Genomic DNA, 26,234 nt, shown 5'->3' with positions numbered 1-26,234 from the left:
TTACAGAGCATGAGAACAGATTCCTTTGCAGTACGCCATATAGGCCCGAGAGAGGGAGACCTCGATAGCATGTTGAACGTTATCGGAGCGGAAAGTCTGGATCAACTGATCTACGAAACCATCCCGGACGACATTCGTTTAAAAAAAGACCTGGATCTTCCCAGGGCCCTCAGTGAAAACGAGTTCCTGTACCATATCCAGAAACTCGCTGCCAAGAACAAAATGTTCAAATCTTATATCGGACTGGGATATCACGAGACCTTTACACCTTCTGTAATAAAGAGAAATGTACTGGAAAGCCCGGGCTGGTATACCGCATATACCCCTTACCAGGCAGAGATCTCACAAGGAAGGCTGGAAGCACTGCTCAATTTCCAGACCATGGTCTGCGATCTGACGGGCATGTCACTGGCCAACGCTTCACTGCTCGACGAAGGTACCGCTGCGGCCGAAGCCATGGCCATGCTCTTTGAACTGAGGTCAAGGGACCAGAAAAAATCGGGAGTTGTTAAGTTTTTCGTGTCTGACGAGATCCTCCCGCAAACCCTGTCTATCTTACAGACCAGGGCTATCCCTCTCGGTGTGGAACTCGTTACCGGTGATCACAGCACCTTCGATTTCTCTTCCGGTTTCTTCGGGGCTATTTTACAATATCCCGGAAAATACGGACAGGTTTACGATTACGGGGAATTTGTTTCCAAAGCCACGGAAAACAACATCAGAGTAGCTGTGGCAGCAGATATTCTCAGCCTGGTAAAACTCACCCCACCCGGTGAATTAGGGGTTGATGTGGTCGTGGGCACTACACAGCGTTTTGGCATCCCTATGGGTTATGGCGGGCCACACGCCGCATATTTTGCAACCAAAGAAGAATACAAAAGAAATATTCCCGGAAGGATCATCGGGGTGACCAAGGATACCAACGGCAACCGTGCCCTCCGAATGGCATTGCAGACCCGTGAACAACACATCAAAAGAGACAGGGCCACTTCCAACATCTGTACTGCTCAGGTACTACTGGCCGTAATGGCCGGGATGTATGCCGTATATCACGGCCCGGAAGGCCTCCGGTATATTGCAAACAAGGTACACCGTTCTGCCGTGACGCTCTCCGGAGCCCTGGAACAACTCGGCTACGAACAGACCAACACATCTTACTTCGACACCCTCATTTTTAAAGGTGATGCCGCCAGGGTACGCGAAGTCGCCGAGAACAACGAGATCAACTTTTTATACTTAGATAACAATACGATCTCCGTAGCGGTGAACGAAGCCACTTCTACAGACGATCTCAACGATATCATCGCCATTTTCGCCGAAGCGGCCGGAAAGGAAACCATTACACTGGAGGCCCTGGAAGAAACGACCGTGATCCCGGAGGCCCTGCAAAGAACATCCTCCTTCCTCGAGAACGAGGTGTTCAATGCCTATCACTCCGAGACCGCATTGATGCGCTACCTCAGAAAACTGGAACGCAAGGACCTTTCGCTCAATCATTCCATGATATCCCTCGGATCCTGTACCATGAAGCTGAATGCAGCATCCGAAATGCTCCCCATAAGTATGGCTCAATGGGCCAATATCCATCCCTTTGTTCCCGTAGAACAGGTAGGAGGTTACCGGGAAGTACTTCAGGAACTCGAGCAACAGCTCAATGTCATTACCGGGTTTGCCGGAACCTCGCTGCAACCCAACTCGGGCGCCCAGGGAGAATTTGCCGGGCTTATGGTTATCCAGGCCTATCACAAAGCCAACGGAGACACCGACAGGAACATCTGTCTTATCCCTGCGTCGGCACACGGCACCAACCCCGCCTCTGCAGTAATGGCCGGAATGAAAGTAGTGGTGACCAAAACCGATGAAAAAGGAAATATAGATGTCAACGACCTTCGCGAAAAGGCCGAAAAACACAAAGACAAGCTCGCCGCCCTTATGGTCACTTATCCCTCTACACACGGGGTATTCGAATCCTCCATCAGGGAGATCACCAGGATTATACACGACAATGGCGGACAGGTGTATATGGACGGCGCTAACATGAACGCCCAGGTAGGCCTTACCAACCCTGCAACCATCGGGGCCGACGTATGCCACCTGAACCTGCACAAGACCTTCTCCATTCCCCACGGCGGTGGCGGGCCCGGAGTAGGCCCTATCTGTGTAGCTGAACACCTGGTAAAATTCCTGCCCTCTAACCCTGTGATAAAAACCGGCGGGGAAAATGCCATTACAGCTATTTCCGCAGCCCCCTGGGGAAGTGCCCTGGTATGCCTCATCTCCTATGCCTATGTAAAAATGCTGGGGGTTAACGGCCTTACCAATGCCACCAAACACGCCATCCTCAATGCCAATTACATCAAGAACAGGCTAAGCGGGCATTTCGACGTGCTCTATACAGGTGAAAGAGGAAGGGCTGCCCATGAGATGATCGTCGATTGCAGGCCTTTTAAGAAAAACGGTATTGAAGTGACCGACATCGCCAAACGGCTGATGGATTACGGCTTCCACTCCCCCACCGTATCGTTCCCCGTAGCAGGGACCCTGATGATCGAACCTACGGAAAGCGAGAATAAAGAAGAGCTCGACCGTTTTTGCAACGCCATGATATCCATCCGGGAGGAAATAGACAAGGTTAGTGCGGACGACACGAACAATGTGCTGAAAAACGCACCGCACACGCTCGAAATGGTTACGGCCGACGAATGGAACCTGCCGTATACCAGGAAGGAAGCCGCTTACCCACTGGACTATATCGCGGAAAATAAATTCTGGCCTTCCGTAAGACGGGTAGACGATGCCTATGGCGATCGTAATCTGATGTGTACCTGTGCACCTATAGAAATATACGCTGAAGCCGAATAATATTTTCAAAATCCAATATTCACAGGGCTTTTCGATGTAGTGTCGAAAAGCCCTTTTTTATTTTTCTTCCTGTTTTGTCGGTTTTTACTGAATAAAAACTGCAATTGGGCATCGTATTTTTGTTATGCGCGCATAACAAAAGAAAAAACATTTCCATATCTTTAGCCCAAATCAGTCAATCCGATGAATATCAAGATCACGGGAACGGGATGTTATATTCCCTCCGAAACCGCATTGAATTCCAGTTTTTATCAGCATGAATTCCTGGATGCCAACGGAGTAAAACTCGACCCTCCCAACCAGGTTATCATAGACAAGTTCAAAGCCATAACCGGTATTACGGAAAGGCGGTATGCCAAAGATCACCTCAACACTTCAGACCTCGCCTTTTTTGCCGCGGAAAAAGCCATTGAAGACGCAAATGTAGACCCGGAAACGCTCGATTATATCATTGTAGCTCACAACTTTGGCGATGTAAGACAGGGTTCCATACAGGGTGATACTATTCCCTGTCTCGCTGCAAGAGTAAAGCATTCCCTGCAGATCAAGAACCCGAAATGTGTGGCGTACGACCTCCTTTTCGGTTGCCCCGGCTGGGTAGAAGGGCTTATCCAGGCCCAGGCCTTTATACGTGCCGGCATGGCCAAAAAGTGCCTGGTGATCGGTGCCGAAACCCTCTCCAGGGTTATCGATAAGCACGACCGGGATGCCATGATATTCTCTGATGGCGCAGGAGCTACCGTGGTAGAAACCTCTGAAGGCGACGAAGGTATCCTGGCCTGCGAATCTGCGAGCTACACCAGGGACGAGGCTTATTTTCTCTACTATGGCACTTCCTTTAACAAAAGCCTTTGTCCCAACACCCGCTATATTAAAATGTACGGGAGAAAAATATATGAGTTCGCCTGTACCCATGTTCCCCAGGCCATGAAAGAATGCCTGGATAAAAGCGGTGTGTCCATAGACAACGTAAAGAAAATATTTATCCACCAGGCCAATGAAAAAATGGACGAAGCCATTCTAAAACGCTTTTTCCGACTCTACAAAAAGGACGTACCTCAGGGTATCATGCCCATGAACATCCAGAAGATGGGCAACAGTTCTGTGGCCACCATCCCTACCCTGCTCGATATGGTCAAAAAGGGAGAGATCGAAAGCCAGTCTGTAAATAAAGGAGATGTTGTTATCTTTGCAAGCGTCGGCGCCGGGATGAATATCAACGCCGTGGTCTATAAATGCTAACTATGTACGAAAACAACTTTCCAAAGAAAAGGTATAAAATAACACTCGATTTTCTTAAAGAACATATTCCCGCCAACGCCAATATATTGGATCTGGGTACACCCAACCCTTTTTCGGACATTATGAAAAAGGAAGGCTTTAAGGTCACCAATACCAAAGGAGAAGACCTGGACACCGACGTCAGCACCGTGACCGCCGAAGGATATGATGTAGTCACCGCCTTCGAGATATTCGAGCACCTCGTAGCCCCTTTTAATGCGATCAAAGCCATAAAAGCCGATAAACTTGTGGCTTCCATCCCCCTCCGGTTGTGGTTTGCACCTGCCTACCGCAGCAAGACCGATATGTGGGACCGGCACTATCACGAATTCGAAGACTGGCAGTTCGACTGGCTCCTCGAAAAAGCCGGCTGGGAGATCAAGGCCCGGAAAAAATGGACCAACCCGGTGAAAAAAGTAGGTATAAGACCGCTATTGCGTTACTTCACCCCCCGGTATTATGCCGTTTATGCGGAACGGAAAAAATAATAGAGGTAATAAATAAAGTCCCCCGAACTAAACCGGTCATTACCTTATTTTTCGCCCCTTGATTCCACTGGCACATCCATAAAAATATTCCACATATTCTACTTCAAAACCAGATTGTGCAAAAATCCGATATACATTTTCCGAATTACCAAACTCCTGGGTATAAATACCCAGCATTTTGTAGGTTTCGGGATTACCCAGAAAAAGTTTACCCAGAACCGGTATTATATTTTTCAGGTAGAACATATAAAACCATTGCAGCAGTCTGTTCTTCGGAACCGAAACATCTATAAGTGAAAATCTGCCATCGGGTTTAAGTATCCGATCAATTTCACCGGCCAGGTTTTTCAGTTGTTTATTATCAAATGTTTTCAATCCGAAACCCGAGATTACAAAATCAGCAACCTGATCTTCTATTGAATTTCCAAACACGTTCTCCTTAAAGATAGTAATAGCAGAGTTATTGAATTTGGTTTTATTCTGTTCCGCCCTTCTAACCATTTCCGTTGAGAAGTCCACCCCGATCAACTTTGAGCCTTCATCACTGCTTTTCAGGATATGTTTCCAGCACTCTCCCATTCCGCACATTAAATCAACCACGGTCTTTCCTTTCTGAATACTTATCTCTGCCACACACTGTCTCCTCCATCTTTCACTGAACCCAAATGAGGTTATATAATTCATTCTGGAATATGAACTACTCATATTATCAAATAACCCCTCAACAAATTTCGGATCGTAAATGTTTTTCATACAACATAATTAACACTTGTTACTATTCGTGTTTTCCATTTTTAAGTGCTGTACAACAACAATTCTTCTTCATCTTCCTTCCGGTAGATCTTTTGCCTGAATTTTAACCCGATTTTCTCCATCAGGGCAATGGACCTTTTATTATCGGTTAAAGTTATGGCACAAATTGTCGGTATATGCAATTGATCTCTGGCATAAGCCAGGGTAGCGCTCGCTATCTCATAAGCGTAGCCACGGCCATTAAATTCTGGCAGAAAAGCGTAGCCAATATCAGGGTTTTCCAAACTGTCCCTTTTTAGTATACCGCACATACCTATGGCTCTTTTCCCGTCCTTTTCCTCCACCAGCGAAAGGCCATAACCGTTTTCCCGGTAACTTTTTATCGGTCCGTTTTCCAGATAGTCTCTAGCCTGTTCCTCCGTTCTTACATTTTTATCCCCGATATACCGTATCCATCCGGGAGTATTGAGGAGTTCTAGAACAAATTCCGTATCGTCCAGGGATAGCTCTCTCAGCCTTAACCTGTCGGTTTCAATAATATATTTCACGGTTCTGATATGTCATTAAACTAAATTTTCATTTTCACCTGATCCGGTGCACCCGGAAAAGGCGTGAACAATTTACCACCATTTCCCGTGTTTTCAAACCCATACTATCCTTACTTTTGTATCTTTCCGTTTTCTAATAAGTATTGGCATAACCAAAGCGTGAATTACTACATCATCATACCCGCCCACAATGAAGCTCAATTTATTGGCCGTACTCTGAATTCGGTAGCGGAACAGACGCTTTTGCCCAGAAAACTGGTGGTGGTCAATGATAATTCCACAGACAATACTTCACAGATAGCCGCTGAATTTATCGCAAAACATTCCTGGGCCGAAATGATCACCAATACCGATACTCCGGCCGAACACCTTCCGGGTGGCAAAGTGGTCCGTGCTTTTTACAAGGGGCTGGAAATTGTGGACAAGGATTATGACTTTATCGTAAAGATGGATGCCGACATCATTCTGCCCCGAAATTATTTCGAGACCCTTGCAGCCATCTTCCATCAGGACAATTCCACAGGTATAGCCGGCGGATTGGTCCATATACAACAGGGAGATCACTGGGCCTACGAAGCCATTGCAGACAAGACCCATGTCCGCGGCCCGGTAAAGGCCTATTCCAAAAACTGTTTCGAAAAAATCGGAGGGCTGAAGCCCGCCATAGGCTGGGACACCGTAGACACCTTACTGGCAAAATATCACGGCTTTAAGGTACACACGGACCACAACCTGAAGATAAAGCACCTCCGCCCTACCGGGGGCTCTTATACCAAAAAAGCCCGGCTCCTGCAGGGGCAGGCCATGTATACCATGCGCTATGGTTTTCTCATCACTTTCATTGCATCGGCCAAGACCGCGTGGCGGCAGAAGAAATGGAGTGTCCTGAAAGACAACCTCCGGGGATATTTCAGTGCCCGGAAACGCCGCATTCCTTTCCTGACCACTGAAGAAGAAGGCAACTTTATCCGTAAATACAGGTGGCGGGGTATTCTCAAAAAAATCGGGGTTTGATCACTTTATGAAAAAACGGAAAATGCCAGGGAAACATGGGATGATGAATTAAAAAAAACTCCTTTTTGTTTTGTTACTTAACGTGAATAATCTTTAAAAAAGGATTTCAAATACAACCTTTATTTGAAATCCTTTTTCTTGTCCATTATTCACGTTACTTATAACGGCAGGTGCACTATTTTCTTGGTCTCAAAAAAGTCTTCCTCAAAATAATCGGAAAGTAAAAACTCTTCAGCTTTAGGGAAAAGGCGTAATTCTTCGGCAAGATCCCCTCCTTTCAGGTATAAAATACCATTTTCAAGACTGTGTTTTTGCTTCCTTGAAGTTTTGTGGCGCACCCATTTTACAAAATCGGGCATGTTGGTCACGGCCCGGCTTACGATAAAGTCAAACTGATCTTTTATTTTCTCTGCACGGATGTGTTCAGCCCTTACATTTTTAAGCTCCAGGGCTTCGGCCACTGCCTGCACCACTTTGATCTTTTTTCCGATAGCATCCACCAGATAAAATTCGGTTTCGGGAAACAGAATGGCAAGGGGTATACCCGGAAAACCACCTCCCGTCCCCACATCAAGTATGCTGCTGCCGGGATTAAAGGGCTGTACCTTTGCGATCCCGAGCGAATGCAATACATGACGTATATACAACTCCCCGATATCTTTTCTGGAGATCACATTTATCCTGGCATTCCATTCGGTATATAATGTCCCTAACTGCTTAAACCTTTCGACCTGTTCTTCCGGAAGCCCGGGAAAATATTTCAGGATAATATCAATAGACATGGGCGATGTTTTGGGCAAAAGTAAGCAAAACAAAAATTTGTTCGCTCTCCATACATCCTGTCTGTTATGAATTAGTTAATTTTGAAAATCCGTAACAGGTTGTTCTTTAACCGGCCAAACCGAAATTTAGCCACAACTCCTGTCAGGTTCTGTCGCCCCCCGAAAGCCGGGGATGTAAGTATTTATTATTTAGCACATATTATTTGAATGGAAAACAAAACACTGAGATTTTCGAGAAAGGACACCCAAAACTTTTTCAAAACGCTGAATAAACGCGTTAATGCCTATTTCAAGGAAAATAATATCAAAAGAACCGGGAACTGGAAACTTTACTTAAAAACAGCGATCATGTTTTCCATCTTTCTCACCCCTTATTTCCTTATTCTCACCCTTGACATCAACCAATGGCTGCAATTATTGCTCACCGTTGTAATAGGCATTGGCATGGCGGGTGTAGGCATGAACGTGATGCACGACGGCAATCACGGTTCCTATTCTACCAAACCCTGGATAAACAACCTCACGGGAGCCAGTATATACATCCTGGCGGGCAATGTGTACAACTGGAAGGTACAGCACAACGTACTGCACCATACCTATACCAATATTCACGGACATGACGAGGACCTGGACGCCGGGAGGATCATCCGTTTTTCCGAACATGCCAAATGGCGGCGGTTCCACAAGTTTCAGCATTATTATTCCATATTGCTGTACGGCCTGCTCACCATCAACTGGGCCATCACCACAGACTTCCGGCAGATGCGGCGCTATATGAAAAGAAAACTGTCGTACGGAAAATTCCCCAGCCCGGTAAAGCAGTGGAGTGTACTTATTATCACCAAACTCATCTACGTCTCCCTCTGGATCGTACTTCCCATGTTAGTCCTCGATATTGCCTGGTGGAAAATACTCATCGGCTTTTTTACCATGCACTATACTGCCGGGCTTATCCTGAGCATCGTATTTCAGTTGGCGCATATTGTAGAAGATACCGAGACCCTGATGCCGGACAAGACAGGAACCATGAAAAACACCTGGGCCATTCACCAGTTGTTTACCACGGCCAACTTCTCTACCCGGAATAAGGTTGTCAATTGGTTTACAGGAGGATTGAACCACCAGGTTGAACATCATATTTTTCCCAATATCAGTCATATACATTACACAAATATTGCTAAAATTGTTAAACAGACGGCCAGGGAGTTTAATTTGCCTTATTATGAGTATAAATCCACCAGAAAAGCTATAATTTCGCATTTCAGACATTTAAAAGCACTGGGCAAAAAACCCGTATATATTTATAATTAAGAACTATTACAACCGATGGAACAACAACTTATGGAACAACAGCTATCAGAGAGGATCCTGAACATGTCAACTTCCGCCACACTTGCCATGGCAGCCAAAGCCAGGGAACTGCGTGCAGAAGGAAAGGATATCATCGGACTGAGCCTGGGAGAACCCGACTTCAACACTCCCGATTTTATAAAGGAAGCAGCCATACAGGCCATTAACGATAACTATAACAGCTATTCGCCCGTAGATGGCTATGCCGATCTGAAGGATGCCATCATTACCAAATTCAAACGGGATAACAACCTTACCTACACGCCCAACCAGATCGTGGTATCTACCGGAGCCAAACAGTCGCTGGCCAATGTGGCTTTGGTGACAATCAATCCCGGAGACGAAGTAATACTCCCCGCTCCGTATTGGGTGAGCTACTCCGACATTGTTAAGATCGCAGAAGGGATCCCTGTTGAAGTACCGACTTCCATAGAGAACGACTTTAAAATGACCCCGGAACAACTGGAAGCAGCCATTACGCCCAGGACCAAAATGATCTGGTACAGCTCTCCCTGTAACCCCAGCGGCTCCGTTTACAGCAAAGAAGAACTCGAAGCCCTGGCCGAAGTATTGAAAAAACACCCGCAGATCTATGTGGTCTCTGATGAAATATACGAACACATCAATTTCTCCGGAGGCCATGTAAGCATGGCAGGCATAGACGGCATGTATGACAGGACCATCACCGTAAACGGCGTATCCAAAGCCTTTGCCATGACCGGATGGCGTATAGGCTATATCGGCGCTCCTGCATGGATTGCCCGTGCCTGCAACAAAATGCAGGGACAGATCACCAGCGGCGCCAACTGTATCGCACAAAGGGCCACCATCACCGCCCTCGAAGCTCCGGTGAGCAAGATACAATATATGATCGACGAATTCCGCAAAAGAAGGGACCTGGTATTAAAACTCCTCGGTGAGATCGACGGTTTCCAGGTGAATGTACCGGAAGGTGCTTTTTATGTATTCCCTAACATCTCGTCTTTCTTCGGGAAGACATTACGCGGCAAAAAGATAGAGAACGCTTCAGACTTCTCACTCTATCTGCTGGAAGAGGCTAATGTGGCCACAGTTACCGGAGAAGCCTTCGGAAACCCGAACTGTATCCGTATTTCTTATGCTGCCTCAGAAGAAGAACTCAGGGAAGCACTGCGAAGAATCAAAGAGGCTCTGGCATAAGGCCAAGACCTGAAATCTTATATAGAATCAGCCACGGATTAATCGATTAATCCGTGGCTTTTTTATTTTTCATTTCTGATTTAAGGCATAATGTATGTGGGGATAGAATATAATGTGGGGGCGCAATGCATTGCGCCCCTTCGTATTTCTAACTTTGTATCGTATCTTTGTCAAAAAATTTTTGATGTCAGAAAATGTTACCCCTTATAAAGATTCCGATCTGGGGAAAAAGGAGCAGGTCACCAAAATGTTCGATACCATTTCCGGGAAATACGACGGACTGAACAGGGTCATCTCTTTTGGAATTGATGTAAAGTGGCGCAAAAAGGTGGTAAACATCGTTGGGAAAAACAAGCCGGAGACCATACTGGATATCGCCACCGGGACCGGAGACCTGGCCATTAACCTGACCCGCACCGGGGCAAAAAAGATCACAGGCCTGGACATTTCTCCCGGAATGCTCGAAGTAGGCAAAAGAAAAGTCGCCGAAAAAAAACTGGAAGGCACCATAGAAATGGTATTGGGCGACAGTGAAAACCTTCCCTTTGACAACAATACTTTCGATGCCATTACCGTGGCTTTCGGGGTACGCAACTTTGAAAATCTCGAAAAAGGCCTTGCCGAAATATTAAGGGTCCTGAAGCCCGGGGGATGTTTTGTGATCCTGGAGACTTCCGTTCCCACCAAGACGCCCTACAAACAGGGCTATAACCTGTATACAAAATACATTCTTCCCCTTATCGGGAAACTCTTTTCCAGAGACCGTTCGGCCTATACATACCTGTCTGAATCCGCTTCTGTTTTTCCTCACGGAGAAAAACTGAACAATATTTTGACGAAAATCGGGTTTATAAATGTAAAACACCATCCCCAAACTCTTGGTGTGGCTACCATTTATGTAGCTTCAAAATAAATATGCCGATTTGCCCAATGTGCCGATGAGTCCATAAACCGGAGACAGGATATAACGAACTCATTATCAGATCAGCGAATTGGCGCATTGCCTAATTAAAACAATATGCTATGCCATACAGTATCAACCCGGAAACTTTAACCGTATGAACAAAAAACTACTTTGGGCCCTGGTGCTGGCCCTGTATAGCCATAGTGCTTTTTCACAGCTCAATGAAAATCCGTTGCTGAACCTTCAGAATTTTGACAAGCAACCGCTCCACTGGGGGTATTTTCTCGGTATTAACCAGTACGATTTTAAATTTGATTACGATAGATATAACAACCGGGAAGGCCTTCGTGATGTTCAGGTTGCCAAGAATATAGGCTTTAATGTAGGCCTTATAGGTGACCTTCGCATCAACGAATATATGAACCTCCGCCTGGAACCGGGGCTTTACTACACTCAGCGCGATCTGTATTTTCCGCATAGCGATCTCTCAGGTGAAGATGAGCGCCTGCGGGAAGTCAAATCCACCTATATCCATGTTCCCCTGCTCTTAAAAGTCAGTACCAAACGCATAGGAAATGTCAAACCCTATATTGTAGGCGGGTTGTCCTCATCCATCAACCTGGGAAGTAATAAAAACAGCAAGGAGGATAACAGGCAAGGGACATTCCGGATGGAAAAACAGGCCTATTACTACGAAGTGGGCTTCGGTATCGATTTCTACCTTTATTACTTTAAATTCTCACCGTCCATACGCGGTGTGTTTGCCTTCAACGACGAACTAAAACCTGACGATGACCCCAACAGTCCCTGGACCGGGAACATCAACGGCATGTACAGCCGGGCCATATTTATCAACCTTACTTTTGAATAAAGCCGAACTCCCTGTACTCTTCCCAGCATTTGCCGTTGTGTTTCAGCAGGCATAGGCTGCTGGCCGTAAAAGAAGCGGTGAGCTCCCGCTTTTCGTATTCCGGCCATGCTTCGCGAAACAGGGCTTCGGTCAGGTCGCGTGTGGCAATGGTCATATGCGGATGGAACCTATGGGTGATCTCTTTTTCGGTAAAGTTCAGTTTTCCGGTCAATATATGCCGTAAACCGGCATGAAGCTCCACGATCGGAGCGTGATCTTCCACTTTTACGAATATCACCCGGGGCGAAAAACAGTTAAATCCCGATAATATCACGGGAAAAGGGCGTTGCAGGCCGGCAAACTCTTCCAGAGCGTTTACGATCCGCGATTCGTATGCCGCAACCCGTTTAAACGGCATTTGCAGGGTGATATGAGCCGGGGATTTAAGAGCGTGCTTTACGCCATATTTGTCTTTCAGCTCTTCCTTGAGGCTTTTTACCCGTTCCTTAAGGCCGTCAGGTGGTACGATAGCTATGAAGTAGAGATTTTGATACATGGTCTGAGTACAAAGTATTAAAAATAAGAAAGTAAAAAATTCTGAGCAATGAAATACCCGGCTACGGCATGCTTGTATTTCTTTTTATAAATTTGTGTAAAAATAATGCCGAACATCATCCAAATCAGGTGAACTGGGAACAAGCACTAAAAGACTATCGCCATTATCTACGAATAGAACGGGGGCTGGCCGTCAACTCCCTGGAAAACTATTCCCTGGATGTAAAGAAACTCATGCTTTTTTTAAAGGAACGCTCCATATCCTTTTCTCCCGCTACTATCCCGGCCGAAGTGGTTCAGCAGTTTATCTACGAAACAGCCAAAGAGGTCAATGCCCGTTCACAGGCGAGGATACTTTCGGGGCTGCGCAGTTTTTTTAACTACCTCATCTTCGAGGATTACCGCAAAGACAATCCGATGGAGCTTATCGAATCGCCGAAGATCGGCAGGAAGCTCCCGGACACCCTTTCACAGGAAGACATCGACAAGCTCATCGCCACCATCGACCTCAGCACTCCGGAAGGCGAACGCAACCGGGCCATGCTGGAAACACTGTATAGCTGCGGGCTTCGGGTATCGGAACTCACCGCATTGAAAATATCGGACCTCTTCTTTGACGAAGGCTTTATCAAGGTCACCGGAAAAGGTGACAAACAACGCTTCGTACCGATCGCGAATGCCACACAAAAACTGATTGACATATACAAAAATGAAGTCCGGGTACACATCACCACCCAGAAAGGACACGAAGACATTTTATTTCTCAACCGAAGGGGAAAACAACTCACCCGCGCCATGATATTCACCATCATCAAACGGCTGGCAGAAAAGACCGGGTTGCACAAAAACATAAGTCCGCACACTTTCCGGCATTCTTTCGCCACTCACCTGCTGCAAAACGGTGCAGACCTGAGGGCCATACAACAGATGCTGGGACACGAAAGCATTACCACGACCGAAGTATATATGCATGTAGACCGCTCTCAACTGGCAGAAGTGGTGCATAAATACCATCCGCGGTCCCTCGGCGAAGCTGGTGCTGAACCCTTCGACTAAACTCAGGATAAACTAAAGCCGAAATGCCCGGGAACCACACGACTCCGACGAAGAACAGTTTGAGCCGGACCAGGATACGAAAGAGTGATGTCCCCGGAATTACCTATTTGACCGACTCTTTTTCCTTCTTATATGGCCTTATAATAAGCCTTGCTTCCCTGTCGAAACGGATATAATTGTACAGCCAGTTTACAAAGACCACCATCTTATTCTTAAAACCGATCAGGGCAAACAAATGGACAAAGATCCAGACAAACCAGGCAAAGACCCCCTGGAATTTCCACCGCGGAAGGTCTACCACAGCTTTGTTCCTTCCTACGGTAGCCATGGATCCCTTGTCAAAATACCGGAAAGGTTTCATGGGTTTGCCGCGTAGATATTTTATAAGATTGTTTCCCAGAAGTTTTCCCTGTTGTATGGCCGGCTGTGCCATCATGGGGTGTCCGTTCGGGTATTTTTCGGTTGGCATATAAGCCACATCCCCGATGGCAAAAATATCGTCGAAACCTTCGACCTGGTTAAATTCGTTGACTTTTACCCGGTTTCCCCGGGCTATCAGATCTTTCCCGTCCACTCCTTTAAGGGTAGCCCCTTCTACTCCGGCAGTCCATATCAATGTTTCCGTTTCAAAAGAAATATCCCTGTTCGTGGTCACTGTATAACCGTCGTAATTGGTAACAAAGATCTCTTTCCACACATTTACCCCCAGCTTCTCCAGGAACTCTTCTGCCTTTTTGGAAGCCTGCGGGCTCATGGCATCCAATACCCTGTCCGTACCCTGAACTAGGTTGATTTGCATCTGGCGTATGTCCAGGTCCGGATAGTCCTTGGGCAGTATCCCTTTTTTTATCTCTGCCAACGCTCCTGCCAGCTCCACTCCCGTAGGGCCCGCACCCACAATGACAAAATTCATCAATGCATTGCGTTTGTCCAGGTTATTGGTAAGCAGGGCCTGTTCAAAATTTTCCAGGATAAGGCTCCTGAGGTTCAAAGATTGCGGGATGGTTTTCATGGCCATTCCGTTATGCTTCACGTTCTCGTTACCGAAATAATTGGTCCTGGACCCTGTGGCTATCACCAGGTAATCATAGGTAATCTCTCCTATATCGGTCTTTACGGTCTTTCTTTCTGGTTCTATATGCTCCACATGGGCCAGTCGAAAATAGGAATTCGGATAGTTTTTCAACACCTTCCGGATAGGATATGCTATGGAATCGGGTTCCAGCCCACCGGTGGTCACCTGATACAGCAGCGGCTGGAACGTATGGTAGTTATGCCTGTCGAGCATGACTACCTGCACGTCTTGCTTTCCTAATCGCTTTGCTAATTCAAGGCCCGCAAAACCTCCCCCGATAATAACTATTCTGGAAAAACTGGTCTTTGGAATATTCATAAAAAGAAGATATAGATTGTACCTTACAAAGGTAAGTTTTCTCTGCCTCTTTATAATTGAAGCAGTTTAATTTATTCGGTCCTGAATGGTGAAATTCACATATTTTTATAATTATACAGCTCCCGGCCCGGCAGTTATACTTTTTATTTTAAATTTATATCAAAAATACCTCCTCATGAAAATATCAAACACTATTCCTTTAACATTTTTACTATGTACAATACTGTGTTTTTCCCAAAAAAGAACAGATCAAATACTATCGGACTTAGATAATAAAAGTGAATTTTACGGCAATATAGCCCAAACCATCTGGGGGTATGCCGAAATGGGCTACCAGGAAGAAAAAAGCGTCGCTCTTTTACAAAAAACACTAAAGGATGAAGGTTTCTCGATAAAAGCGGGAATAGCGGGTATCCCCACTGCGTTTGTCGCTGAGTACAACAACGGAGGGCCTGTGATCGGTATCCTGGGAGAATACGATGCCCTTCCCGGGCTTTCGCAGCAGGCGGTCCCGGAGAAGAAACCGGCCGGGAAAGCTGCGGGGCACGCTTGCGGTCATCACCTCTTCGGTACGGCTTCTGCGGCTACGGCCATTGCCGTCAAAAACTGGTTAAAGAAAAGTAAGGTCAGGGGCACTGTGCGTTTTTACGGATGCCCTGCAGAAGAAGGCGGTTCGGGAAAAGTCTATATGGTAAGGGAAGGTGTATTTGACGATGTAGATGCCGTGATCCACTGGCACCCCTCTTCCGCAAATGCGGCCAATGCCGGTGCCGCACTCGCCAACAAATCGGCTAAATTCCGGTTTCACGGGGTTTCCGCCCATGCCGCAGCCGCTCCGGAAAAAGGGAGGTCTGCCCTCGATGCGGTAGAAGCCATGAACTATATGGTGAACATGATGCGCGAACACATCCCTTCGGATGCGAGGATACATTACGTCATTACCAACGGAGGCAAAGCCCCCAATGTGGTTCCCGATCTTGCCGAAGTGTATTACTACGCCCGGCATATGAAAAGGGAAGTGGTCACAGATATCTTTGACCGTATGGTAAAAGCTGCCGAAGGTGCCGCCCTGGGTACCGGGACCACCATGGACTACGAGATGATCGGGGGAACCCATGAGCTGCTTCCCAATCTCACCTTACAGAAAATAATGTATGACAACCTAGTCACTGTCGGCGGTATCGATTATACGGAAACAGAAAAAGCCTTTGCCGATAAAATAGGCAAGACCCTGGGCGTTGAGAACGTCAATTACGAAACAGCCAAAAATGTTATGCCCTACCAGGAACAAGGCAGCCCGATGGGATCTACCGATGTAGGCGACGTGAGCTTTGCCGTGCCCACCGTTGGCCTGGGCACCGCAACCTGGGTGCCCGGAACGCCCGCCCATAGCTGGCAGGCCGTTGCTGCAGGCGGCATGAGCATCGGAAAAAAGGGGATGATGGTCGCCGCCAAAACTATGACACTAACCGCTATAAGCCTGTTCTCCGCCCCGGACATCCTCGATAAGGCCAAAGCGGAATTCCTGGAAAAAAGAGGTCCGGATTTCAAGTATGTCCCCATGCTGGGCGACAGGGCTCCTGCGTTGGATTACAGGAAATGATAGTGTCGTTTTTTCATGGTTCAAGGTTTAAAGTTCAAGGTTGCAGGTTACAGTTTTTTGGTTTTGGAATTCGAAGAGGGTTTTAATTTTATTTCCAAACTCACCAACTCCAAAACTCCTCAACCCCGTGACAGGCCAGAATTTAGAGTTTATCATTTTATCTCCCTTATTTTTGTAACAATTTTCGGGCATACACTACTAATCACTAAACACCGTTTAATTAGTGGACAAAGAACTGGAACATAGTTTCGTTACAAAACTGGAAAAAAACCAAAACATCGTGCACAAAGTGTGCAGATTGTATACCTCTACCCCTGACGAGCACAACGACCTGTTCCAGGAGATCGCCATACAACTCTGGAAGGCCTACCCCAAGTTCAGAGGAGAGGCGAAATTCAGCACCTGGATGTACCGGGTAGCCCTCAATACTGCCATTACGCTATACCGCAAATCCAAAAACTCCATCCCCACCCAAAACTACGAGAACGTGCTGAACAACCTCAGGGCAAAGGAGTATAACGATGAAGAAGAACAACAAGTAAAACTGATGTATGATGCCATAAAACAACTGAGTGACGTAGAAAAAGCTTTGATCTTCCTTTACCTGGAGGACAAGAACTACAAAGAGATATCCGATACCCTCGGAATTACGGAAGTCAATGCCAGGGTGAAAATGAACCGGATAAAGTCGAAATTACGAACGATATTGAAACCATAGATATGGAAGGTATGGATGAGCTAGAGCTATTAAAAAAGGACTGGAAGAAGAGGGAAGCCTCCCTCCCCAGGCTGTCGTACGAAGAGATATATAAAATGATCTGGAAAAGATCTTCCTCTAACGTAAAATGGATATTTATAATAAGTGTTATTGAATTTACGCTCGGTATTGCACTTTTTTTCTACAGTCCTTCGTATATGGAAGAAATGGAATACCCCGAAATGGACTATTTCCTCTACATCACCTATCCCGTTCTGCTATATTTTATCTACCGGTTCTATCACAATTACAAAAGAATTTCTACCACATCGTCCGTCAGGGAGCTTATGCGATCCATCATAAGGGCGAGGCGGACCGTAAAACACTATATTATCTTCAACCTCATCGTGATCGCCATAACATCTATAACTACTTTTTTTCTGGTCTATGTAGAAAAAGCCGGGGGATGGGAAACATACAACCAGTCCTCTCACCTCAGCGATCATCTCATTCTCGTATCTTTTGCCATACTCATAACGGCTATTATCCTTGGTATATGCCTGGGCGTATACCTGTTGCTGTACGGATTTTTACTGCGCCGCCTCAACAGGAATTACAAGGAACTGAAGCAACTGGAAGTTTAGCCGATACATCAAAACAAAAGAGGTTGCCCGATCATCATCAAACAACCCCTTTATACTATTTACCTGTTTTTTCAGGGTTTATCCGCATTTGGAAGAACCGCAGTTTTTACAGGTCAAACACCCTTCCTGGTACATCAGGTCGGGACTGTTGCAATTGCTGCACTTCTGCCCTTTGGCTTCGGTACCATCCGGAACATAACGTTTTAAAGCCCTGGCCACACCGTTCTTCCACGTATTGATGGACTCGTTGTCCAGTTGGAGGCTATTGATGAGATTCACAACACGGTCAATAGGCATTTCATGCCGTAATGTACTGGATATCAATTTAGCATAATTCCAGAATTCCGGATTAAACTTATGCGACAATCCTTCGATAGTGGTTTTATATCCACGTTTGTTTTTATATTGAAAGTCATAGCGCGATGTACCATCTTCATTCCTGTTTTTGATAATACGACCGTGCTCCACCCATCGGGGCAGCAATATCCCGTCTTCATCATCGGCCAGTCCGGTAAATATCTCATAGGGTTTTCCATCGATAAGGCCGATAAAGGCGATCCATTTCTCTTTGTTGTTCTGAAAGCGGACTACATCGGTTTCTAGCACCTGCGGACGCTTGGTCGGGAAAGAAGACCTATTCTCTTCTTCCTCTTTTTCTCCCTTTGTTTCATCGCTGGAGATCAGCACCCCGCTCCTGGAGCCATCGCGGTATACGGTAACTCCCTTACACCCCGCTTTCCAGGCTTCCAGGTATAATTGGCCCACGAGTTCTTCCGATACGTTATTCGGCAGGTTGATGGTAACACTGATAGAATGGTCTACCCACTGCTGCACACTGCCCTGCAAATGCACCTTGCTCAACCAGTCAACATCGTTGGAGGTTGCTTTGTAGTAAGGCGATCTTTTAATCAGCTCATCTAATTCCGTCTGACTGTAATTTTTGTCCGCATCTATTCCGTTGACTTCCATCCACTGTTTGAAACGGTGGTGGAACACCATGTATTCTTCCCAGGAATCTCCCACTTCGTCCACAAAATCCACACGGACATCCTTATCGTTCGGGTTTACCTTCCTTCTTCTTTTGTATACCGGAAGGAAAACAGGTTCTATACCCGATGTTGTTTGTGTCATAAGACTTGTTGTTCCGGTAGGGGCAATAGTCAGTAATGCAATATTCCTGCGGCCGAATTCCAGCATTTCGTAATACAACTTTTCATCGGCCTCCCTGAGCCGGAGAATAAACGGGTTGTCTTTTTCCCTTTCTGCGTCAAAAATAGCAAAGGGGCCGCGCTCTTTGGCGGTATGGACCGACGCCCTGTAAGCTTCCAGGGCAATGGTTTTGTGTACTGTTACAGAAAACTCATTGGCCTTCTCTGTTCCGTACCGATATCCCAGGCCGGCCAGCATATCGCCTTCAGCAGTGATCCCGATCCCGGTCCTTCTTCCTTCGTGTGCTTTTTTACGGATGTTCAGCCAAAGGTTTTTTTCTACATGTTTCACCTCATCGCTCTCCGGATCGGCTTCGATCTTGGCCAGGATAGCATCGATCTTTTCCAGTTCCAGGTCTATGATGTCATCCATGATACGCTGCGCATAGGCCACGTGTTTTTTGAAAAGTTCAAAGTCAAAAGAGGCCTTGTCCGTAAACGGATCTTTTACATAGGAAAACAGGTTGATGGCCAACAGGCGGCAGGAGTCGTACGGACATAAGGGGATCTCCCCGCACGGGTTGGTCGATACCGTTTTATAGCCCAGGTCTGCATAGCAGTCCGGCACCGACTCCCTGGAAATGGTGTCCCAGAAAAGGATCCCCGGCTCTGCCGATTGCCATGCATTGTGAACAATTTTGCCCCAGAGCTTCCCCGCATCGATCTCCCGGGTATATTTCGGATCTTCACTCTGAATGGGATATTTCTGTACATACGGGTCCCCGGATGCCACGGATCTCATAAAATCATCGTCTATACGCACCGACACATTGGCCCCGGTAACCTTCCCCTGCTCCATTTTGGCATCGATAAAATCTTCTGAATCGGGATGATTTATGGAAATCGAAAGCATCAACGCCCCGCGGCGGCCATCCTGCGCCACCTCTCTGGTAGAATTGGAAAAACGCTCCATAAACGGAACGATCCCGGTAGATGTCAGGGCCGAATTTTTTACCGGGGAGCCCTTGGGGCGGATATGGGAAAGGTCGTGCCCTACACCTCCGCGGCGTTTCATGAGCTGCACCTGCTCCTGGTCTGTTTTCATAATGCCGCCATACGAATCGGAAACCCCGTCATTGCCAATAACAAAACAGTTAGAAAGCGAGGCGATCTGATAGGGGTTGCCTATCCCCGCCATCGGGCTTCCCTGTGGCACTATGTATTTAAAGTCCCTGATCAATTCGAAAACCTCATCTTCCGACATGGGGTTGGGATACTTCTTTTCCACCCTCGCGATCTCTTTGGCTATCCTCCTGTGCATATCGTCGGGAGTACCTTCGTAGATATTTCCATCGGAATCCTTCAGCGCATATTTGTTAACCCATACCCTGGCGGCCAAATCATCCCCTTTAAAATATTTTAAAGACGCCAGGAACGCTTCCTCCTGCGTATACGTCTTTGCTGTCTTTGAAGTGTTTGTAATCTGCATTTCCTATATCAATGATTTTTCAAGTAAAACGATACATCAAATGTAAACAAAATAGAAACATCAAATAATTAATAATTTAAAAAGTTTACAAGAAAATAAGCATAAAAAGTTTATTTTCAGATATTTAAAAAATTACTAACACTGAAAAGTTGACAATTTTCATCATTTTCAAACAAAAACATCCTGATAGAATAATTCTTTTATGTATACACAAAAAACGGGAAGAACGAAGGTTGTAAAAGGCCTTTTTGCATCTTATATGAATACCGTATCAAACAAAAAAACGTCAGTTTGGAAGAGGTAATTCTCCCTAACTGACGTTTTTACACAAACGCTTTTAAAATCGCGTTCACATTATTTTAGGCGGACAAGATGCTCAACCTGCCATGACCGCATCAATATGCCTTATTGTATTCTTTTTGCAATGCCGGGCGGCCTTTTTTCATCCATTCCGGGACTTTCTTCCCTTTCAGGTAGTGATCAAAGAACTGCATCATACGGATGGACAGGTCTTTCCGGTTGCCCCAGCTACTGTTTTTGAGGTTGTGGGGCTCCCCGTTGTATGTAAGCATCCATACAGGCTTGTCCAGCCTGCGCAGGGCCACGAAGTACTCTATACCCTGATACCACGGCACGGCCCCGTCATTGTCATTGTGCATCATCAGTAAGGGGGTATTCACCCTATCGGCATAGAACAAGGGGGAATTTTCCATATAGAGGTCGAGTTTTTCCCAGAGGGGGCCGCCGATGCGGCTTTGTGTATGTTCGTACTGGAACATCCTGCTTAAACCGGTCTGCCAGCGGATACCTCCGTAGGCACTGGTCATATTGCTCACCGGGGCACCGGCCATTGCGGCAGCAAATATATCGGTCCGGGTAATGAGGTATGCGGTCTGGTAGCCTCCCCAGCTCTGCCCCTGGAGGGCGATGTGGGAATCATCTACATAAGGATAGTCGGCCATCAGTTTTTCCACTCCGCTTACAATACAGTCGTAAGCGCTTTGTCCCGGGTATCCTTCTTTATAGACAATATCGGGCACAAACACCAGGTAGTCATTGCTGGCATAGAAAGTCTTGTTGATAATGGAGCGGCTCGGGGTCGGGATGTAATGCTGGTGAAGGTCGTCCGAACTCAGTTCGTAGAAATACACCACCACCGGGTATTCCTTTCCGGAATCGAAATTTTCCGGTTTGTAGAGCAATCCCTGCAGGGGAACGTCGTCATAGTTCTTCCATTCTACCAGGGACACACTACCCCATTTATAGTCTTTTTGCTGTGGATTTGCCGCGGTAAGTTTTTCAGGGGAATCCATCGCGGTAGTGGTCACCCAGATATCCGGGTATTCGTTGTAGGTTTCCTTTGTAAAAAATACTTGCTCACCATTTTTCGCCTTCCGGGGATAATTAAGCCTGTAATCACCGGCCATGATCACTTCAGGCGATTTTTTCCGGTTCAGGTCGGCAAAGGCATATCCCGCTTTTTTGGTCTCTTCTTCAAAAGAGGACAGCAACGCTTTTTTTTCGGTGTCTATGAATTTTTCATCCCAGTCGAGCTGCAGGTAGCGGTATATGGTTTTGGTCTTCCTTCCGTTTTTGGTCACCCTTATCGGTTTGTTTTCTCCTTTGGGGTCGAGTTTCCAGATATCATACCGGTCATAAACATAAATCGCTTTATCGTCCTTAGCCCATCCGGCAACTCCATAGGGCCAGGGTTCACTGGGTGTATCATGTCTTTCATTGTAGAATGGGACATCGATCTCTTTGGTCAGGGCCACCTGCTTGTTGGTTTGCAGGTCCACAGAATAATAAATGCTGTCCTTGCGATTGTAATACACGGCATATTTCTGGGAGCTTCCTACCCACATCCGGTTCTGTTCTTTTACCAGGAGAGTCTTTTTTCCGGTTTGCAGGTCAATGCTGTAGAGATCTCTGATCCGCAGCCCGGTCCATGAAGAGGCTCTTTGATATTTGCTGCCGTCACTCCCCAGCACAAACTTTCCGTCACCCTTATCGAGGACCGTTATTTCGGCGACTGTACTGTCTGCCAGCTGTAAGGCCTGCCCTGTTTCGAAATCGTATACGGCCAGATAGTTTTTTTTCCGGTCCTTCTGGAGGTTCACTTTCTGCCGGGGCTGCAGTTCCTTGTCTGTCCAGGCCCAGACATCGAGCGTGGCGCGTTCGTTGTTCAGCAGGGTATCTTTCGGGTGTTCGGTTTCCGGGAAAGCGGTACCGAAAAACATTCTTTTGCCGTTTTCGGAAAAGTAGATCCTGCCATTTTCCGAAGGCACCCACTTCGCAGGGATATCCCGGATATCTTTTCTTCCAAGTTCTGAAACGGTTTCTTTTGTGCCTTTATACAGGCGGTAGGTTTTGATCTTTGTGGTGTCTTCTGAAAACAAAAAACCGAGCTTTGTACCTTCGGGCCCAAGGGCTATTTTATTCACCGTCCCCGTTTTAGCGAACAGCGTATCTGTTTTTCCGGCCTCCGCATCGAAATACACCACGGCCGACCGGGTTGTGGTGCTGTCTTTCTTCTCCGTCCTCAACAACAACTTATTGGCCTTGCTGGCCCAGGTATAAGCCTTGACATGTTTAAACACCGTACTGTCTTTTCTCAAGGGGTTCAACACGACCACCAGGGTATCGCTATCCTTCTTCTTAGCGGTTTCGACAGTATCTTTTTTCTCCTTTTCCCTGTCCTTTTCCGAAGCGGTTTTCAATACAGTCTTATAGGCCAGCCACTCCCCTCCTTCTGCAGGAAAATCGAAATCTTTCATATCCGGGTATTTCTGTACCTCTCCGGTTTTAAGCACATAAATCCCGAGGGAATCGGACGGGAGTTTGTCTTTTTTCCATTTTGCAGTTTCGGCCTTTCTCCGAAGGGCGATCTGTGGTTTTATCCTGAATGCCACAAAAGAGCTGTTACCACTTATCCGGGCATCAGTGCTCCGGGCTATGGTATCAGATGTTTTGGTCTTTGTATTGGTAATAACCAACATACCATCTCCTTTTCCGGGCTTGTATTCATAAACGAGATAGTTCCCGTTTTCGGAAAGTTGCGGTTTTTCGATATGCATCCAACTGTCGAAATCGTCTACGGTAAGAGACTTTTTTTGTGCCGACAACAGTCCTGCGGATAAAAATAGTAACGTAAACAGGTATGACTTTTGTTTCATGTTTCTGGTTATAGTTATTTTTAGTTTTTTGAGCTTTATGGGACGGATCCCCCTCCCCCTTGGGGGGAGATGCCAAAGGCAGAGGGGGACTCCATTATCACATTGGCACATTCTAACTCCCATTCTTATCCTTATAACTCCATCGTCGTTTCTGGTTCAGGGCTTCGGCCAGTTTCAGGTCTTCTTCGGGTATGACCTTCAGGAAGGATGGATGTTGCTCAATGGCGTATTCGAGCTTTTCCACGATCTCTTCTACGGTGTCATTCTCATAATCTATGTTTAGCGGTTCCTTAATGACCATCGATTGCAGTATACCTTTCTTTTTTACCCATAGCCCTTTTTTATCGAAAGAACGCCGGAAGCCGTCTATCACCACGGGGATCACTACCGGTTTGTATTGTTTTATGATATGTGCCGTTCCCTTCCTTATGGGTTTCCACGGTTTGGTAGTTCCCTGCGGAAAGGTGATGACCCAGCCATCTTCCAGGGCCCTACCTATATTCTCGGTGTCATTGGGATTTACTTCGCGCTGTATCTTTTTCCCTTTTTCCCTCCAGGTGCGTTCTACGGTGATGGCTCCTGCATAAGACATAATCCTGGCCAGAAGCCCCGCCCTCATGGTCTCTTTTGCAGCTACATAATAGATGTTCAGCTTCGGCCTCCAGATATAACCGACGTTCTTTATGGAATCGACCCGATGGGTGAGACTGGCATTGAACACGTGGAACATGGCCACCACATCGGCAAAATAAGTTTGATGATTGGATACAAACAACACATCTTTTTCGGGCAATTCCTTGATGATCTCCGATCCTTCTATCTGCAATTCGTTAAAGCCGCGGTATCTACGGTGCGTAAGTATACCGAATATCCTGATCAGCCATTTTTTCAGGAACAAAATATGTCCGAAAGGATTTTTTCTGAACAATCCCATGGTGTTATTTGTTGTTTGTAGTTTTTTGTTAAAGGTTTATGGTTCTTAACTGTCACACCCCCCCTATCAATTTCAATCTCTCCCATCTTCTTGTCTATTCCAGCGCAATTTTCAACAAGTCCTTCACTTCACTCAACATGGCTGCCGTAGCTCCCCAAACCACATGTTCATTGAAATTGAACACCGGCACATCGACATTCACCGCATATGAGGTGGTGATGGTTTTCCTGGATACCAGATTATCGTCCAGCACATCATCCAAAGGGACTTCTATGAGCTGCTCCACCTCTTCTTCCTGTGGAAAGAAGACCGGGGGCTCTCCGGTTATTCCCAGAAAGGGCTGTACCAGGAAATTGCTGGGTGGAATATAAAGTGTGGTCATGGCACGCACCACTTCGATCTTCTCTGATGCGATGCCTATTTCTTCGTGGGTTTCCCTCAGGGCGGTGACCTGAATATCAGCATCTTCCTCTTCGACCTTCCCGCCGGGAAATCCCACCTGATTGGAATGTACGCCTTCATATTCCTTTCGCAGGAGCAGGACAATATGTGTTATATCTTGCCTATCGGGATAGAACAGGGCCATAACCCCGGCTTTCTTCGGAGCTTTGACGGCCATATCAACGTTTCGCAACTCCCTTGCCGGTATGGAAGCCATTTTATACTGGGATTCCTGTCCCGGTAAAGGTAGATTTTTTATTTTTGGGACTAACTCTAAAAATTTATCAAAATTCATGTTACGTTACAAACTGAGTCTTTTTACAATAATACTACTTATATTTTTAACCGGATGCCAAGAAAAACCTAAAAAATCTGCGCAGGATAACGAACACGGGGCCATAAAAACCGATACGGTCAAAAAGCAGAAGCAGGACACCATGGGTTCGAAAGACACACTTCCGGCAAATGTCAAAGTAGAGGACACCATTGTCCTGAATGATGACAACGCCATCCCTTTCTTTTTCGAATACAACAAAAAGCACAAGGAAAACAAGGTAAGAATATCTACCAAATATGGCGATATCATTATTGAACTTTTCCGGGAGACCCCTTATCACCGATCCAATTTTATTTATCTGACCAAAAAGGGATATTTTAACGACACCTATTTTCACAGGGTGGTCAAGGATTTTATCATCCAGGGCGGTAATTCCGACAGCAGGGAAACATCGCGAAAACGAAATAAAATAGGGCGATACCTTCTTCCTCCCGACACCAAAAAAGGCTTTAAACACGACCGGGGCGTGATCTCCATGCCCAGCAGTGACGAGGTGGACAATCCTCACAAGCTGGCCTCTCCCTACGAATTCTTTATCGTGGTACAAAGCCCCGGGGCCTATCACCTCGACAGCAATTATACGGCCTTCGGCCGGGTTATCCAGGGCATGGATGTTGTAGACAAGATCAGCGAATTACCTACGGACGGACGGGAATGGCCGCATGAAAGCGTAAGAATGAAAGTTGAAATCATAGAATAATAACTATAAGATAGAGACGCACGGGCGTGCGTCTCTACAAGGCGGCAAAA

At 46.4% G+C, this 26,234-nt stretch carries 22 protein-coding genes; 13 read left to right on the top strand and 9 right to left on the bottom strand.

The window, feature by feature from the left end:
• Positions 1 to 9 precede the first annotated feature (9 nt).
• The 3 genes from gcvP (at position 10) to KN811_RS14295 (ending at position 4,631) form a co-directional block, all read left to right on the top strand.
• On the top strand, positions 10 to 2,862 hold the full coding sequence (gene gcvP, locus KN811_RS14305; RefSeq protein WP_187964715.1) for an aminomethyl-transferring glycine dehydrogenase: 2,853 nt from the start codon (positions 10 to 12) through the stop codon (positions 2,860 to 2,862).
• 183 nt (positions 2,863 to 3,045) lie between these two features.
• Complete coding sequence (locus KN811_RS14300; RefSeq protein WP_187964714.1) at positions 3,046 to 4,104, top strand: 3-oxoacyl-ACP synthase III family protein; 1,059 nt, start codon at positions 3,046 to 3,048, stop codon at positions 4,102 to 4,104.
• A 2-nt stretch (positions 4,105 to 4,106) separates the two neighbouring features.
• Entirely contained in the window at positions 4,107 to 4,631 is a 525-nt protein-coding gene (locus KN811_RS14295; protein WP_187964713.1) for a methyltransferase domain-containing protein, read from the top strand.
• 39 nt (positions 4,632 to 4,670) lie between these two features.
• On the opposite strand, the gene KN811_RS14290 is transcribed toward KN811_RS14295, so the two are convergent.
• Together KN811_RS14290 and KN811_RS14285 are read right to left on the bottom strand one after the other, a co-directional pair.
• Positions 4,671 to 5,384: a class I SAM-dependent methyltransferase gene (locus KN811_RS14290; protein WP_187964712.1), complete on the bottom strand. Its 714-nt coding sequence runs from the start codon at positions 5,382 to 5,384 to the stop codon at positions 4,671 to 4,673.
• 41 nt (positions 5,385 to 5,425) lie between these two features.
• Positions 5,426 to 5,932: a GNAT family N-acetyltransferase gene (locus tag KN811_RS14285; RefSeq protein WP_216334863.1), complete on the bottom strand. Its 507-nt coding sequence runs from the start codon at positions 5,930 to 5,932 to the stop codon at positions 5,426 to 5,428.
• A gap of 159 nt (positions 5,933 to 6,091) precedes the next feature.
• Between KN811_RS14285 and KN811_RS14280 the strand changes: the two genes are divergently transcribed.
• The gene (locus KN811_RS14280; RefSeq protein ID WP_187964711.1) at positions 6,092 to 6,946 is read left to right on the top strand and encodes a glycosyltransferase; all 855 of its coding nucleotides are present in this window, start codon (positions 6,092 to 6,094) and stop codon (positions 6,944 to 6,946) included.
• Positions 6,947 to 7,104: 158 nt separating this feature from the next.
• Here KN811_RS14280 and rsmG read toward each other — a convergent pair whose 3' ends face one another.
• On the bottom strand, positions 7,105 to 7,728 hold the full coding sequence (gene rsmG / locus KN811_RS14275) for a 16S rRNA (guanine(527)-N(7))-methyltransferase RsmG (RefSeq protein WP_187964710.1): 624 nt from the start codon (positions 7,726 to 7,728) through the stop codon (positions 7,105 to 7,107).
• A 207-nt stretch (positions 7,729 to 7,935) separates the two neighbouring features.
• On the opposite strand from rsmG, the gene KN811_RS14270 reads away from it, so the two are divergent.
• From KN811_RS14270 to porT, 4 genes are all read left to right on the top strand, one after another.
• Entirely contained in the window at positions 7,936 to 9,039 is a 1,104-nt protein-coding gene (locus KN811_RS14270; protein WP_187964709.1) for a fatty acid desaturase family protein, read from the top strand.
• 30 nt (positions 9,040 to 9,069) lie between these two features.
• A complete protein-coding gene (locus tag KN811_RS14265; RefSeq protein ID WP_187964785.1) occupies positions 9,070 to 10,257 on the top strand; it encodes a pyridoxal phosphate-dependent aminotransferase in 1,188 nt (395 codons plus the stop codon).
• Positions 10,258 to 10,441: 184 nt separating this feature from the next.
• Positions 10,442 to 11,170, top strand: a complete 729-nt coding sequence (gene ubiE, locus KN811_RS14260) for a bifunctional demethylmenaquinone methyltransferase/2-methoxy-6-polyprenyl-1,4-benzoquinol methylase UbiE (protein WP_187964708.1) — start codon at positions 10,442 to 10,444, stop codon at positions 11,168 to 11,170.
• 145 nt (positions 11,171 to 11,315) lie between these two features.
• Positions 11,316 to 12,032: a type IX secretion/gliding motility protein PorT/SprT gene (gene porT / locus KN811_RS14255; protein ID WP_187964707.1), complete on the top strand. Its 717-nt coding sequence runs from the start codon at positions 11,316 to 11,318 to the stop codon at positions 12,030 to 12,032.
• Here the strand turns inward: porT and KN811_RS14250 are convergent.
• Complete coding sequence (locus tag KN811_RS14250; protein WP_187964706.1) at positions 12,019 to 12,567, bottom strand: 2'-5' RNA ligase family protein; 549 nt, start codon at positions 12,565 to 12,567, stop codon at positions 12,019 to 12,021. The two genes, porT and KN811_RS14250, sit on opposite strands and share 14 nt — an antisense overlap.
• 128 nt (positions 12,568 to 12,695) lie before the next feature.
• Between KN811_RS14250 and xerD the strand changes: the two genes are divergently transcribed.
• Positions 12,696 to 13,622, top strand: coding sequence for a site-specific tyrosine recombinase XerD (xerD, locus tag KN811_RS14245; RefSeq protein ID WP_187964705.1), 927 nt, complete (start codon positions 12,696 to 12,698; stop codon positions 13,620 to 13,622).
• A 103-nt stretch (positions 13,623 to 13,725) separates the two neighbouring features.
• On the opposite strand, the gene KN811_RS14240 is transcribed toward xerD, so the two are convergent.
• Entirely contained in the window at positions 13,726 to 15,015 is a 1,290-nt protein-coding gene (locus KN811_RS14240; protein WP_187964704.1) for an NAD(P)/FAD-dependent oxidoreductase, read from the bottom strand.
• Between the two features lie 175 nt (positions 15,016 to 15,190).
• Between KN811_RS14240 and KN811_RS14235 the strand changes: the two genes are divergently transcribed.
• The 3 genes from KN811_RS14235 (at position 15,191) to KN811_RS14225 (ending at position 17,959) form a co-directional block, all read left to right on the top strand.
• Positions 15,191 to 16,618: an amidohydrolase gene (locus KN811_RS14235; RefSeq protein WP_187964703.1), complete on the top strand. Its 1,428-nt coding sequence runs from the start codon at positions 15,191 to 15,193 to the stop codon at positions 16,616 to 16,618.
• Positions 16,619 to 16,841: 223 nt separating this feature from the next.
• Entirely contained in the window at positions 16,842 to 17,336 is a 495-nt protein-coding gene (locus KN811_RS14230) for a sigma-70 family RNA polymerase sigma factor (RefSeq protein WP_187964702.1), read from the top strand.
• Between the two features lie 11 nt (positions 17,337 to 17,347).
• Positions 17,348 to 17,959, top strand: a complete 612-nt coding sequence (locus KN811_RS14225; RefSeq protein ID WP_187964701.1) for a hypothetical protein — start codon at positions 17,348 to 17,350, stop codon at positions 17,957 to 17,959.
• A 78-nt stretch (positions 17,960 to 18,037) separates the two neighbouring features.
• On the opposite strand, the gene KN811_RS14220 is transcribed toward KN811_RS14225, so the two are convergent.
• The 4 genes from KN811_RS14220 to KN811_RS14205 all read right to left on the bottom strand — a co-directional run bounded on the left by KN811_RS14220 (position 18,038) and on the right by KN811_RS14205 (position 25,364).
• A complete protein-coding gene (locus KN811_RS14220; RefSeq protein WP_187964700.1) occupies positions 18,038 to 20,596 on the bottom strand; it encodes an adenosylcobalamin-dependent ribonucleoside-diphosphate reductase in 2,559 nt (852 codons plus the stop codon).
• A gap of 395 nt (positions 20,597 to 20,991) precedes the next feature.
• The gene (locus KN811_RS14215) at positions 20,992 to 23,772 is read right to left on the bottom strand and encodes an alpha/beta hydrolase family protein (protein ID WP_216334862.1); all 2,781 of its coding nucleotides are present in this window, start codon (positions 23,770 to 23,772) and stop codon (positions 20,992 to 20,994) included.
• Positions 23,773 to 23,884: 112 nt separating this feature from the next.
• The gene (locus tag KN811_RS14210; RefSeq protein ID WP_187966543.1) at positions 23,885 to 24,706 is read right to left on the bottom strand and encodes a lysophospholipid acyltransferase family protein; all 822 of its coding nucleotides are present in this window, start codon (positions 24,704 to 24,706) and stop codon (positions 23,885 to 23,887) included.
• 94 nt (positions 24,707 to 24,800) lie between these two features.
• Positions 24,801 to 25,364 (bottom strand): NUDIX hydrolase, encoded by a 564-nt coding sequence (locus KN811_RS14205; protein WP_345725294.1) that lies wholly within the window; start codon positions 25,362 to 25,364, stop codon positions 24,801 to 24,803.
• Positions 25,365 to 25,440: 76 nt separating this feature from the next.
• Between KN811_RS14205 and KN811_RS14200 the strand changes: the two genes are divergently transcribed.
• The gene (locus tag KN811_RS14200) at positions 25,441 to 26,184 is read left to right on the top strand and encodes a peptidylprolyl isomerase (protein WP_187966541.1); all 744 of its coding nucleotides are present in this window, start codon (positions 25,441 to 25,443) and stop codon (positions 26,182 to 26,184) included.
• Positions 26,185 to 26,234 lie beyond the last annotated feature (50 nt).

The sequence above is a fragment of the Sinomicrobium weinanense genome, assembly GCF_018863395.1.
GTDB classification, from domain to species: Bacteria; Bacteroidota; Bacteroidia; order Flavobacteriales; family Flavobacteriaceae; genus Sinomicrobium; species Sinomicrobium weinanense.
This window is presented reverse-complemented; position numbering and strand designations above follow the sequence as displayed.

Excerpts from the sequence above, each read along its gene's own strand:
- ubiE (WP_187964708.1), top strand. The coding sequence starts at position 10,442 with ATGTCAGAAAATGTTACCCCTTATAAAGATTCCGATCTGGGGAAAAAG.
- KN811_RS14215 (WP_216334862.1), bottom strand. The coding sequence starts at position 23,772 with ATGAAACAAAAGTCATACCTGTTTACGTTACTATTTTTATCCGCAGGA.
- porT (WP_187964707.1), top strand. The coding sequence starts at position 11,316 with ATGAACAAAAAACTACTTTGGGCCCTGGTGCTGGCCCTGTATAGCCAT.
- KN811_RS14295 (WP_187964713.1), top strand. The coding sequence starts at position 4,107 with ATGTACGAAAACAACTTTCCAAAGAAAAGGTATAAAATAACACTCGAT.
- KN811_RS14250 (WP_187964706.1), bottom strand. The coding sequence starts at position 12,567 with ATGTATCAAAATCTCTACTTCATAGCTATCGTACCACCTGACGGCCTT.
- KN811_RS14220 (WP_187964700.1), bottom strand. The coding sequence starts at position 20,596 with ATGCAGATTACAAACACTTCAAAGACAGCAAAGACGTATACGCAGGAG.
- KN811_RS14290 (WP_187964712.1), bottom strand. The coding sequence starts at position 5,384 with ATGAAAAACATTTACGATCCGAAATTTGTTGAGGGGTTATTTGATAAT.
- KN811_RS14265 (WP_187964785.1), top strand. The coding sequence starts at position 9,070 with ATGGAACAACAGCTATCAGAGAGGATCCTGAACATGTCAACTTCCGCC.
- KN811_RS14300 (WP_187964714.1), top strand. The coding sequence starts at position 3,046 with ATGAATATCAAGATCACGGGAACGGGATGTTATATTCCCTCCGAAACC.
- KN811_RS14205 (WP_345725294.1), bottom strand. The coding sequence starts at position 25,364 with ATGGCTTCCATACCGGCAAGGGAGTTGCGAAACGTTGATATGGCCGTC.
- KN811_RS14210 (WP_187966543.1), bottom strand. The coding sequence starts at position 24,706 with ATGGGATTGTTCAGAAAAAATCCTTTCGGACATATTTTGTTCCTGAAA.
- KN811_RS14240 (WP_187964704.1), bottom strand. The coding sequence starts at position 15,015 with ATGAATATTCCAAAGACCAGTTTTTCCAGAATAGTTATTATCGGGGGA.
- KN811_RS14225 (WP_187964701.1), top strand. The coding sequence starts at position 17,348 with ATGGATGAGCTAGAGCTATTAAAAAAGGACTGGAAGAAGAGGGAAGCC.
- gcvP (WP_187964715.1), top strand. The coding sequence starts at position 10 with ATGAGAACAGATTCCTTTGCAGTACGCCATATAGGCCCGAGAGAGGGA.
- KN811_RS14200 (WP_187966541.1), top strand. The coding sequence starts at position 25,441 with ATGTTACGTTACAAACTGAGTCTTTTTACAATAATACTACTTATATTT.
- KN811_RS14270 (WP_187964709.1), top strand. The coding sequence starts at position 7,936 with ATGGAAAACAAAACACTGAGATTTTCGAGAAAGGACACCCAAAACTTT.
- KN811_RS14235 (WP_187964703.1), top strand. The coding sequence starts at position 15,191 with ATGAAAATATCAAACACTATTCCTTTAACATTTTTACTATGTACAATA.
- rsmG (WP_187964710.1), bottom strand. The coding sequence starts at position 7,728 with ATGTCTATTGATATTATCCTGAAATATTTTCCCGGGCTTCCGGAAGAA.